This window comes from Streptomyces sp. NPDC093071 (genome assembly GCF_044754545.1).
Classification (GTDB): domain Bacteria; phylum Actinomycetota; class Actinomycetes; order Streptomycetales; family Streptomycetaceae; genus Streptomyces.
This window is the reverse complement of record NZ_JBIVPH010000005.1, coordinates 13087-25113: the sequence shown is the minus strand read 5'-3', so window position 1 is coordinate 25113 and position 12027 is coordinate 13087. Positions and strand designations below refer to the sequence as shown.

At 75.0% G+C, this 12027-nt stretch carries 8 protein-coding genes and 1 riboswitch; of the genes, 4 read left to right on the top strand and 4 right to left on the bottom strand.

The annotated features are described in order from the left end of the window. The first annotated feature begins 93 nt into the window (after positions 1-93). The 3 genes from ACIQD7_RS20840 to ACIQD7_RS20830 all read left to right on the top strand — a co-directional run bounded on the left by ACIQD7_RS20840 (position 94) and on the right by ACIQD7_RS20830 (position 3916). Positions 94-1377: a PP2C family protein-serine/threonine phosphatase gene (locus ACIQD7_RS20840; RefSeq protein WP_402443323.1), complete on the top strand. Its 1284-nt coding sequence runs from the start codon at positions 94-96 to the stop codon at positions 1375-1377. A gap of 212 nt (positions 1378-1589) precedes the next feature. Beyond that, positions 1590-1736, top strand: a riboswitch (cyclic di-AMP (ydaO/yuaA leader). 11 nt (positions 1737-1747) lie between these two features. Continuing rightward, positions 1748-2881, top strand: a complete 1134-nt coding sequence (locus ACIQD7_RS20835; RefSeq protein ID WP_121832294.1) for a M23 family metallopeptidase — start codon at positions 1748-1750, stop codon at positions 2879-2881. Between the two features lie 72 nt (positions 2882-2953). Further along, complete coding sequence (locus tag ACIQD7_RS20830; RefSeq protein ID WP_402443320.1) at positions 2954-3916, top strand: aldo/keto reductase; 963 nt, start codon at positions 2954-2956, stop codon at positions 3914-3916. Here the strand turns inward: ACIQD7_RS20830 and ACIQD7_RS20825 are convergent. The 4 genes from ACIQD7_RS20825 to ACIQD7_RS20810 all read right to left on the bottom strand — a co-directional run bounded on the left by ACIQD7_RS20825 (position 3913) and on the right by ACIQD7_RS20810 (position 9091). Then, positions 3913-5271, bottom strand: a complete 1359-nt coding sequence (locus tag ACIQD7_RS20825) for a PrsW family intramembrane metalloprotease (protein ID WP_402443318.1) — start codon at positions 5269-5271, stop codon at positions 3913-3915. The genes ACIQD7_RS20830 and ACIQD7_RS20825 overlap by 4 nt on opposite strands. Before the next feature lie 63 nt (positions 5272-5334). After that, complete coding sequence (trmB, locus tag ACIQD7_RS20820) at positions 5335-6165, bottom strand: tRNA (guanosine(46)-N7)-methyltransferase TrmB (protein WP_205613911.1); 831 nt, start codon at positions 6163-6165, stop codon at positions 5335-5337. 155 nt (positions 6166-6320) lie between these two features. Next, positions 6321-7505 carry an L-2-hydroxyglutarate oxidase gene (lhgO, locus tag ACIQD7_RS20815; RefSeq protein WP_402443316.1) on the bottom strand — a complete coding sequence of 395 codons (1185 nt, stop codon included), beginning with the start codon at positions 7503-7505 and terminating at the stop codon, positions 6321-6323. 143 nt (positions 7506-7648) lie between these two features. After that, positions 7649-9091: an MFS transporter gene (locus tag ACIQD7_RS20810; RefSeq protein WP_121832297.1), complete on the bottom strand. Its 1443-nt coding sequence runs from the start codon at positions 9089-9091 to the stop codon at positions 7649-7651. Between the two features lie 569 nt (positions 9092-9660). On the opposite strand from ACIQD7_RS20810, the gene ACIQD7_RS20805 reads away from it, so the two are divergent. Beyond that, complete coding sequence (locus ACIQD7_RS20805) at positions 9661-11961, top strand: asparagine synthase-related protein (RefSeq protein WP_402443782.1); 2301 nt, start codon at positions 9661-9663, stop codon at positions 11959-11961. Positions 11962-12027: the final 66 nt, after the last annotated feature.

Genomic DNA, 12027 nt, shown 5'->3' with positions numbered 1-12027 from the left:
GGCCGTGCGGAGTCGCCGTTCGCCCGGGTGGCGGCCACCCTGGAAGGGCGCGGTACGGGGCCGCGGCCGGGCGGACCGGGCAGGAGAGAACAGGTGGGGCACCCCCTAGGAGCGGTGGGCCGAGGAAGGCGGGGCGGTGAGGGCCGTCCCCCGTACAACCGTGCCCGCTGGTTCCTCCGGACGCTGCCGCCGCTGATCATCCTGGGCGGTGTCCTCTTCGACGTGTCGACCCCCGCCCCGTACACCGCCTCGCCGATGCTCGCCGCCGCCCCGCTGGTCGCCGCGCCCTTCTTCCCCCTGATCACGACGCTCCTCACCGGGATCGCCGCCGTCCTCGCCTCGGTCGGGCTCTACCTCTTCAGCGACGACGTCACCCGGGCCCCGGCCGTCGCCGAGACCCTCACCGTGTTCACCGTCTCCGTGCTCGCCCTGCTCATCAACCGGGTGGTGCGCCGCAGCGGCGAACGGCTCGCCTCGGCGCGGGTGATCGCGGAGACCGCGCAGAAGGCGGTGCTGCCGACGCCCGCCGAGCGGATCGGCGGGCTCCGGTGCGCGGCCCGCTACGAGGCGGCGCAGGCGGACGCGTTCATCGGCGGCGACCTCTTCGCCGTGCAGGACACCCCGTACGGGGTGCGGCTCGTGGTCGGGGACGTACGGGGCAAGGGCCTGGACGCGGTCGAGGCCGTGGCCGTCGTCATCGGCGCCTTCCGGGAGGCGGCCGAGCAGGAGCGGACCCTGGAGGGCGTGGCGCGGCGGCTCGAACGGGCGCTGGACCGGGAGGGCACCCGCCGGGACAGCCTCGACGCCGTCGAGGGGTTCACCACCGCCGTCCTGGCCGAGGTCCCGCGCTCCGACGGCAGCGGGACCTTCGACGGCTTCGTACGGGTGGTCAACCGGGGGCACCCGTCCCCGCTGATGCTGTACGGCGACGGGCGGGTCGAGACGGTCGACCCGAGCCGGCCGGCGCTGCCCCTCGGCATGGGGGACCTGGCGTCGTGGCCGGACCGCGCCGAGGCCCGGCCGTACCCGCCGGGCACGACGCTGCTCTTCTACACCGACGGCCTCTCGGAGGCGCGGGACGCGTGGGGCGTCTTCTACGACCCGGCGGAGCGGCTGGCCGGGCGGATCTTCCCCGGTCCCGAGGAGGTGCTCGACGCGCTCGTGGACGACGTACGGCTCCACACGGGCGGCGGGGCGACGGACGACATGGCGCTGCTCGCACTGAGCCGCCCGGCGGCGGGGCAGCCCGAGCGGCGCCGGACGATGCCGGTGGTGCCGCCCGGCGGACCCCGTCACCGGCCGTCGGGCGGGCTCCGTCACCGGCTCCCCGGAGGATTCGGTCGGCGGCCGTCCGACGGCCCCGGTCACCAGGGGTAGTCGAGAGGTCTCCCTCCGATAACAATTGATGAACCGTCAGATTGCGGGGGTTTTGCGGCTCCGGGATCCGGCCTTGCTGAAGGGGGGTCAAGTCGGACCAATCCCTACCAATTCAATGAATGATCAAGGGGGACGGCTTGGAATCGGGACCCCCTGTCTATTAACGTTCGATAACGCAGCGCGGTCGTCCCAGCCGTCGCAAGAGACGGCACCGTGCGCACGCGCCGAATCCCGCAAGGGAACCGGGGAACCACCATTTGGGGTGAATCGAGCCCTTCGCACCCGTGCGACCGGGCCCGTAGGAGACCTTCCTGCTCCGAACCCGTCAGCTAACCCGGTAGGCGAGAAGGAAGGAAAGGAGCGCGCCTCCGTGGCGTCCAACACCCCTGCCCCCGAAGCCCCGTTCGATGCCTTCGGCGGCGGTGCGGCCCCCTCCGCCCCGGACACCGAGTGGAACCCCACCGAGGATTCCCTCCGCGCCCAGAACCGCTCCGGCGGCCGGCACCGGGTCGTCAAGCAGCGCTCCAACTTCGCCCGCTCCTCCACCGTCCTCGGCGTCGGCGTCATCGCGGCCGTCGGCGCGGGCGGCCTCGCCACCGCGCAGGAGAAGCCCCCGGTCGCGATATCGCTCCCGGACCTCCCCGACCTCAACCTGCCCGACGCCCACGACCTCCCCGGCGTCGGCGCGCTCCTGCCCGCGCAGGAAGAGCGGGAGACGGTCCCCGCGGACCGCGCCAACCCGAACCCGCTGACCTCCGCCACGTACACCACCGAGGCCGAGGACCGGGCCTCGCGGTCCGGGCAGGTCACGCGCGCGAGCCTGTCGACCGTGGACGCCCCGAGCACCGCCGACGCGGGCGAGGCCCTGCGCGCCCGCATCCTCCAGCAGGCCGAGCAGCAGCAGGCCTCCGCCGACGCCGCCGAGAAGGCCGCGGCGGAGAAGGCGGCCGCCGAGAAGGCCGCCGCCGAGGCGCAGGCCAAGGCCGACGCCGCCGAGAAGGCCGCGGCCGAGGCCAAGGCGAAGGCCGAAGCGGAGGCCAAGGCCAAGGCGGAGGCGGAAGCCAGGGCGAAGGCCGAGGCCGAGCGCCTCGCCAAGCTCGCCGCGAGCTACTCGATGCCCCTCTCCTCGTACTCCCTCACCGCCACCTACATGCAGTCCGGCTCGATGTGGTCCTCCGGCTACCACACGGGCCTCGACTTCGCCGCCCCCACCGGCACCCCGCTCAAGGCGGTCCACGGCGCCACGGTCAAGTCGGCGGGCTGGTCCGGCTCCTACGGCTACCGGATCGTCCTGGAGCTGGAGGACGGCACCGAGGTCTGGTACTGCCACCTCTCCTCCATGACGGTCTCCGCGGGCCAGACCGTGGGCACCGGCGAGACGATCGGCCGCGTCGGCGCCACCGGCAACGTCTCCGGCGCCCACCTCCACCTGGAGGTCCACCCCGGCGGCGGCGACGGCGTCGACCCGGCGGCCTGGCTGCGCTCCAAGGGCCTGACCGTCTGATCCCTTCCGCGCCCGCGCGGAATGCTCCATCCGCGCGGAATACGCCCGGCGGCGGGGACCGTTGTCCACCCCATGACTTCTCTCCGTACGCTGGGCACGTCCGATCTGCACGTCTTCCCGCTGGCCCTCGGCGGCAACGTCTTCGGCTGGACCGCCGACGAGGCGCAGTCCTTCGCCGTCCTCGACGCCTACGCCGCCGCGGGCGGCAACTTCGTCGACTCCGCCGACGTCTACTCGGTGTGGGCCGAGGGCAACGAGGGCGGCGAGTCCGAGACCGTCATCGGCCGCTGGCTCGCCTCCCGGGGCAACCGCGACGACGTCGTCGTCGCCACCAAGGTCGGCTCCCACCCCCGCTTCAAGGGGCTCTCCGCCCCCACGATCAAGGCCGCCGCCGAGGAGTCCCTGCGCCGCCTCGGCACCGACCGCATCGACCTGTACTACACCCACTTCGACGACGAGTCCGTCCCCGTCGAGGAGATCGTCACCGCCCTCGACCAGCTGGTGAGGGAGGGTAAGGTACGGGCCGTCGCCGCCTCCAACATCTCCCCGGAGCGGCTCCGCGCCTCCCTCGACTTCGCCGAGGCCGAGGGCCTCGCCCGCTACGTCGCCCTCCAGCCGCACTACAACCTGGTCTCCCGCGAGACCTACGAGGGCCCGCTCCTGGAGACCGCCGAGCGGGCCGGACTCGCCGCCGTCCCGTACTACGGCCTGGCCTCCGGCTTCCTCACCGGCAAGTACCGCCCCGGCACCACCGTCGACAGCGCCCGCGCCGCCGGGGCCGGCCGGCACCTCGACACCGAGCGGGGCCGGGCCGTGCTCTCCGCGCTCGACGCGGTCGCCGGGGCGCACGGCGCCGAGCCCGCCTCCGTCGCCCTCGCCTGGCTCGCCTCCCGGCCGACGGTCGTCGCGCCGATCGCCTCGGCCCGTACGGTCGAACAGCTCCCGGCCCTGGTCGCGTCCGCCGACCTGAAGCTCACGGAGGAGGAGCTGACGCTCCTGACCGAGACCTCCGAGGTCTCCGAAGCCCGGGGCTAACTGCGGTACGGGTTGTAGCCGCCGTAGTCCAGGTACTGCGGCGGCGTCCACGCCCGGCCCGTCGCCCGCGCCGCGTACGTCAGCGCGGGCGAGGCGACCGCCCTGCGCTGCCACAGGTGGTGCAGGAGTTCCTGCTCGCGGGCCGCGAAGTCGGGCCCGGCGGTGCCGCGCCGGGCCCGGTTCCGCAGGAACGCCAGGGTGGTCGCGAAGGACTCGTACTCGCCGACCGCCCGGGCGGCCTCCTTGCCGTACGTCCGGGCGGCGAAGGCGCGGGCCAGCTGCCGGGCCCGCATCGAGGAGAGCGCGAGCGGCTCGGCGGGGGAGAGCCAGCCGGCCGCCGCGTACGCCGGGAGCTCCCCCGATACCGTCCGCAGTTCCCGCTGCCGGCTCCAGATCGCGAGCCAGGTCAGCAGGCCGAAGGCCGGCATCATGAGCGCCCCGTACACCGCGTAGAAGATCCAGGGGCCGCCGAAGGTGGCCGAGCCGTTCCAGGCGGCGTGCATTCCCATGGCGAGCAGCAGCCCGGCGAGCGGAAGCAGCACCTTCCGCAGCCGCTTCCCGCGCGGGGCGAGCGCGGCGAAGCCGAAGCCCAGGCCGGTGAGCACGGTGAACAGCGGGTGCGCGAACGGCGACATCACGACCCGGACGAAGAAGGTCCCGGCGGTCACCATGCCGATGCCGGTGGCGCCGACCTCCTGGTCCTCGCCGAAGGCGTTGCCGAGGTAGAGGATGTTCTCGGTGAAGGCGAAGCCGGTCGCGGTGAAGCCGGCGATCACCACCCCGTCGACGAGCCCGCCGAAGTTCCGGCGCCGGAAGAGGAAGAGCAGCAGGATCGCGGCGGCCTTGGCGCTCTCCTCCACCACCGGGGCGATGACGGTGGCGCCGAGGTGGTCGGCGGAGTCCGGGTCGGCGGTGGCCGTGGCGATCCAGCGGACCGCGAAGGAGTTCGCCAGGATCGCGACCAGCGCGGCGGCGAAGGCGCCCCACGCGAAGGCGAAGAGCAGGTTCTTCCAGGGTCCTGGCTCGACCCGGTCGAGCCAGCGGAACGCCGCCATCAGCAGCGGTACGGGGAGCACGGCGAGGGCCAGGCCGACGAGGAAGCCCTGCGTGCCCGTCTGCTCGCGGACCAGCGCCAGGATGACCAGGGCGCAGATCGCGAGCACGGTGACCAGGCATATCGCACGGACCAGTCGGCTGCGCCAGAAGGCCCGGCGCGGCCGGTAGCGCCACTGGGACCGGTCGGCCGCGGCGGGGAAGGCCGGTTCCTCGGTGTCCCGGTGGGGCACGGGGGCGGCTTCGGTTCCGGGGCCGTGTCCGGTTTCGGGTCCGGTTTCGGCGGGGGCGGGGTTCGACACGTGAGCGACCCTAACCACCGGCACGGACAGCGGGCGACGCACTTACGAGCCGCCCGCTCGCCTTCACTTCCTCCTGAAGAGGAGATCGTGGACGACGTGCCCCTTGTCGAGCCCCTGGCCCTCGAAGCGGGTGAGGGGCCGGAAGCCGGGGCGGGGCGCGTAACCGCCGTCGGCCTGCGTGTTCTCGAAGTCCGGGTGCGCGGTGAGCACCTCCAACATCTGCTCCGCGTACTCCTCCCAGTCGGTGGCGCAGTGCAGCACGCCGCCGGACTTGAGCCGGGTCGCGAGGAGGCCGAGGAACTCGGGCTGGATCAGCCGCCGCTTGTGATGCCGGGCCTTGGGCCACGGGTCCGGGAAGTAGACCCGGCAGCCGTCGAGGGAGTCGCCCGCGAGCATCTCGCGGAGCAGGATGATCGCGTCGCCGTTGGCCACCCGGACGTTGGTGAGGCCGTTCCGGTCGGCGAGCCCGAGCAGATTGCCCTGGCCGGGGGTGTGCACGTCCACGGCGAGGATGCCGGTGCCGGGGTCGGCGGCCGCCATCTGCGCGGTCGCCTCGCCCATCCCGAAGCCGATCTCCAGGACGACCGGGAGCCCGCCGAACATCTCGTCCAGGTCCAGGACCCGCTTGCCGTCGATGTCCAGGCCCCAGTCGGGCCACCGCTTCAGCATCGCCTCGGCCTGCCCGGCGGTCACCCGGCTGCGCCGCGGCTGGAAACTCCGGATCCGCCGCTCGTGGTGCGACCCGGCGGGATCGGGCAGGGGCCCCTCCCCGGGGGCGAACATCCGGCTGCCCCGCCGCGCGACGGGCGGGGAGGCGGGGTCGGCGACGGGCCGCGGGCTGTTCTCAGGCTGCTCAGACACAATGCGGCCGATTCTACGGGTGGGCGCGGGCACGCGCGTGTACGTGCACGGGTGTACGGGCACGGGCACGGCGGGCGTGCACGGGCGGACGGCGTACGGGCGCGCGTACAGGGCGGGCCCGTACGCGCACGGGCTGCACCGCACGGGCTGCACCGCACGGACCGCACCCGCGCAGCCCACCGCGGCGTCTACAAGAACGCCAGCGCCCGTCCCGCCACCTCCCGTCCGATCGGCAGCGAGGCCGTCGCCGCCGGCGAGGGCGCGTTCAGGACGTGGACCGTGCGCGCCGCCTCGCGGATCAGGAAGTCGTCGACGAGCGTCCCGTCCCGCAACACCGCCTGCGCCCGCACCCCCGGCGCGGCCCGCCGCAGGTCGGACTCCTCCACCACCGGCAGGAGCCGCCGCACCGCCTCCGTGAAGGCCCGCTTGGAGACCGAGCGGCGCAGCTCGCCCGCCCCGTACCGCCAGTGCTCCCGGGCGATGGCCCAGGAGCCGGGCCAGGCCAGGGTGGCGCCCAGTTCGCGCGGGCGGACGACGGACCAGCCGTACCCCTCGCGGGCGAGCGCCGGCACCGCGTTCGGCCCGATGTGGACCCCGCCGTCGATGCCCCGCGTCAGGTGCACCCCGAGGAACGGGAACGCCGGGTCCGGCACCGGATAGACCAGGCCCCGTACCAGCGAGGGGTCCGCCAGCTCGTAGTACTCCCCCCGGAAGGGGACGATCCGCATCCCCGGGTCGTCGCCCGCGAGCCGTGCGACCCGGTCGCAGTACAGCCCCGCGCAGTTCACCAGGACCCGCGCCCGCACCACCCGTCCGTCCGCCGTCCGCACGGCCACGCCCCAGGGCCGCCGGTCGATCACGGCGACCTCCGCGCCGTACAGGATCCGCGCCCCGGACGCCTCGGCGAGCCGCTCCGCCACCGCCCCGTAGTCGCAGATCCCGGTCGTGCCGACGTGGATCGCGGCGAGCCCCCGCACCCGCGGCTCGTACTCGCTGATCTGTGCCGGGCCCAGCTCCCGCACCGGGATGCCGTTCTCCCGGCCGCGCTGCACGAGCGCGTGCAGCCGGGGCAGCTCCTCGCGCGCGGTGGCGACGACGAGCTTCCCCGTCACCTCGTACGGAATGCCCCACTCCGCGCAGAACTTGACCATCTCGGCCGCGCCCTCGACCGCGAACCGCGCCTTCAGGGACCCCGGCCGGTAGTAGATCCCGCTGTGGATCACCCCGCTGTTGCGCCCGGTCTGGTGGCGCGCGAGGGCGTACTCCTTCTCCAGGACCGTGACCCGTGTGCCGGGGGCGGCACGCGTCAGCGCGTACGCCGTCGACAGACCGACGATCCCACCGCCGATCACCAGCACGTCACAGTCGAACACCGGCCCCACCTCCCACCCCCGATACTGCACTGGCCCACTGACAAAGCCGTGAAACCTCGCGCGGCGTCATGAGACGCGGTTCACCCGGAGGCGGGTGTTCATGCGGGGCCGGAGACGCGTCCGGGACCCGCGCGGCGCGGCCGTCACGCCGGGGCGACGAGCAGCGGCCGGGCCCGCTCGCGCAGCTCCATGACGCGCGGCTCGTCCCCGTACGGTTCGAGCCGGTGCAGCAGGTCCCGTACGTACTCCGTCGTCCGCGCCGACGAGATCCGCCCCGCCACCTCCACCGCGCGCGTGCCGGCCGCGCAGGCCGCGTCCAGGTTGCCGGACTCCAGTTCGGCGACGGCGGACACGACGAGCCGGAGGCCGTGCGAGCGGACGAACTCCTCCGTCGGCCGGGACAGCGCCTGCTCGGTGAAGCGGCGCACCTCGCGCGGCATCCGCAGGTCGCGGTAGCACTCGGCGGCGTCGGCGCAGAACCGGTCGTACGAGTAGAAGCCCAGCCAGGTCGGGTCGGAGTCGCCCGCCCGGGACCGCTCCAGCCACCCCTCGGCGGACTTGAGCGCGGCCGCGGCTGCGGGTCCGTCCCCGGCCTTCGCGTGCGCGCGTGCCTCGACGAGCCGGAAGAAGGACATGGTGCGGGCGGTGGCGAGCCCCCGGTTGCGCTCCAGGGCGGCCTGGGCGAGGTCCACGCCCTCGTCGGCGAAGCCCCGGTAGGTGGCCTGGAGGGACATGGACGCCAGGACGTACCCGCCGAGGGGCACGTCGGCGGCGGCCCGGGCGAGCCGCAGGGCCTGGATGTAGTAGCGCTGGGCGGCCTCCTGCTGCCCGGTGTCGAAGGCCATCCAGCCGGCGAGCCGGGTGAGTTCGGCGGTCGCGCCGAACAGGGCCCGGCCGACCTCGTCCGAGTACGAGCCGAGCAGCAGCGGGGCCGCGTCCACGCGTAAGCACTCGGGGACCATGGACGAGCGCCAGTCCCCGCCGCCGTACTTGGAGTCCCAGCGGCGCGCGTCCTCGGCGGCCTCGCGGAGTTTGGCGACGTCGCTGTGGCCCACGCGCGCGTGCTCCGGCGCGGGCGCCGCCGGGGAGCCGACCGCCGGGCGCGGGAGCTCCCGCTCCACCGACGGGTCGGCCGGGGTTATCAGCCAGCGGGACGCGGGCGTGGCGTACGCGCTCACCGCGAACGATCCGGCGAGCGACTGCCAGATGCCGCCCCCGCCGGCCCGCCGCCCGGCGAGGTCCAGCCGGTACAGGTCGGTGGCCGAGCGGACCGCCTCGCCCACGTCGCGCGGGAAGGCCAGCCCCACCTCGGGCGCCGGGTCGGCGTCGGCGAGCCCTATCTCGTGCAGCGGCACGGGGCGGCCGAGCTTCTGCCCGATCGCGGCGGCGATCAGGTGCGGGGCGGCGCCCTGCGGCACCATGCCCTTGGACACCCAGCGGGCGACCGAGGTCTTGTCGTAACGAAGCGTCAGACCCCGTTGCGCACCGAGGTCGTTGACGCGCCGGGCGAGCCCGGCGTTGCTGATTCCCGCGAGGGCGAGAACCGTGCCGAGCTTTTCGTTCGGCCCGCGTTGCTCCCTGGACATGACGCCACCCCTCGACAGCACAGACGGCCGCCACGACGCCGGGCATAGGCGTGCGGCATTCGTAAGCACAGCGTAGTTCGCCGCATCCCTACCGTTAAGGGGCGGTGTTCCGTATGGCGAGATTGTTGTGTGACCAATCGGCGGGGAGGACCGTCGGAGGGACGCGTGCTCCGGCCGTGTGGCCGTGCGCCCGGCCGTGCGCTCTCGTCCGGCCGACGGGGGAGCGCTTCCATCGGTAGCGCGTGGGTCGGCCCATTCGGCCGGGGTCGGAGCTCCGGACCAGTGGGCTGGGGGACACCGCCGCCCCATTCCCCGCGGGCGGCGGACGGCGCCGGGAGGCGGAACCGCCTCCCGGTCAGCCGGCGGTCCGTGGAGAACGGACCGCCCCTGTTCGTTCCCGTGCGCCTTCTAAACCTTTGGGCGCGGTCGATATTCGGCCGAATGTCGCCGGTGTCCAACTGGCCCATGCCAGGGGCGCATTCGGCTTTCGCGCGCGTGCCCCCGGACACCGCCCCGTGCGCCGTTGTCATGGCAGCATGTCTCCCACCGAAACGGACGTGGAGGCGCCGATGCGATGGCTGGTGGGCTGGAGCAGTGTCGCCGCGAGCTTCGCAACGACCGGGGGAGCACGGACGGGGACGGCGAACGGCTCGTACGGGGCGGGCGCGGCGGCCCACGGCGCGTACGACGCGTACGGCTCCGGTTCCCCGGTCACGACGGGCCACGGCGGGTACGGCCCCGGCTCCTCCGGCACGGCGGCGGGCCCCGGCGCGTACGGCCCCGGCGCGGCGGCGTCCCACGGCCCCTACGGTACGGACCGGGCGACGGCGGCCGAGGGGCGCACGGTGCAACCGGTGGGCGCACAACTCCTGTGGGGCGGACCGGATCCGCTGTGGGCGGTCGGCGACTGGCGCCCCGACGAAGTCCGGGTCGTGGCCGTCGACGACCACACCCACATCGCCGTCCTCGGCTGCTGCGCCGCGGGCGACGACGAACTGCGCAGGGGGCTGCTCACCGCGCGCGGGGGCGCCCTGCGACACCTCACGGCCTGGCCGGGAAGCTACACCGCCGTCGTCAAGGCCGGCCGCCGCGTCACCGTCACGGGCGACCTCGCGGGAGCCCGGCCGGTGTTCCACACCCCGTGGCAGGGCGGCACCGCGTACGCCACCGCCGCCCTGCCCCTCGCCGACCTCGTCGAGGCCCAGCTCGACATCGGGCACCTGGGGGCCCTGCTCGCCTGCCCCGAGACCCCGGAGGCGCTGCGCGACTCCACCCCCTACGAGGGGGTCCGCCGGGTGCCGCCCGGCCACGCGCTGATCCTCCGGGAGGGCTCGCGCGAGATCACCGGGTACGAACAGGTCGCCTCGCTCGCGGTCGCGACCCCCGAGTCCGACCCCCGGCAGGCCGTCGAAGGGGTCAGGGACGCCCTGGTCGAAGCCGTACGGGCCCGGCTCACCGCCCCCCGGCACGCGCCCGAGGCGCCGCTCCCCGACCCCGGCCCGGTCCCCGGCATGGGCCCCGCCGACCGGCGCGCGGCCCGGGGCGGACGCCCGGCGCCCGGCATCGGCGCCGACCTGTCCGGCGGCAGCGCCTCCGGCACCCTCGCCCTCCTGGCGGCCGGGCTCCCCGGGGTGCCGGGCACGATCACCGGCCACGGCACGGGCGCGGGGGAGCGGCTGCTCGCCGTCACCTTCAACGACCTGGCCACGCGCGCGGGGTCGGACCGCGAGGACGAGCTGACGCGGGCCCGGGAGCTGGCCGCCGATCCGCGCCTGCACCACGTGGTCGTCACGGCCGGGGAGGAGGCGCTCCCGTACGCCGCCCTGGACGGGCCGCTCACCGACGAGCCGGGGCCCGCGCTGGTCACGGCCGAGCGGCACCGGCGGCGGCTCGCGGGCGGCAGCGCCGACCACTTCACCGGCATGGGCGCCAAGCAGGTCCTGGACGCGCATCCGGCGCGCCTCGCCGACCTCCTGATGGACCGCAGACGCCGCTCCCTGGTGCGTCCCGTCACCGCGCTCGCCAAGGCCTCGGGTCCTTCGGCGGGCGCGCTCCTGGTGCCGCTGACCGTGTACCGGGCGGCCCGGAAGCTGGCCCGCACCCCGTACCGCACGGGTCTGGAGACGGCGGCCCGCCGGGTCCTGGAGGCGAACCGCACCGCCCCCGACGGCTTCGGCCCCCTGGAGGCCTCCCTCTCCGCCCTCGCCTGGTCGCGGCCGGGTCCGGCGGCGCGCTGGCTGACGGGGGAGGCGCTGGCCGAAGTATCGGTTCGCCTGAACCGGGCGGCGACCCTCCCGTCCTCCGTCCAGCGCCCCGGCGAGGCACGCGCGCGTGCGGCCCTGGCCCGGGCCGCCGCCGACCACCGGGTCCTGGAACAGGCCGCCGAGATCCGCGGCCAGCGCCTGCACGCCCCCTTCCTGGACAACCAGGTCGTACGGGCCTGCCGCGCCCTCCCCGAATCGCTCCGGGTCCAGCCGGACGCCCGCGCCGGCATCCTGCGCACGGTCCTGACCGGCGCCGGCGTCCACGAGCTGCCGCCGGGCTGGGGCGCCCCCCACCCGGCCGTCCCGGCCGCCGCCGTCCGCGCGGGCCTGCGCGCCGCGCTCCCCCAGCTCCTGGCCCTCTTCGACGCGCCGCTCCTCGCGGACGCGGGCCTGATCGAGGCCCGCGTCGTCCGCGAGGCCCTCCGCGCCGCCGCCGACGGCGAACCCGTCCCCCTCGACGGCCTCGCCGACCTCGTCTCCACCGAACTCTGGCTCCGCCGCCTCCTCGCCCGCCGCGGCTCCTGCTGGACCAACACCACGGAACCCCGCGCCCACCGCGCGGTCCAGGGGCCTTTGATCCCGGCGTCACGGTCACTTCCGGCGTGAGGCCCCGCGGGCGGCTTCCGGTCGCAGGTGCGCGGCACGCTCGTTCGAGTGAACGCACTCCGGACC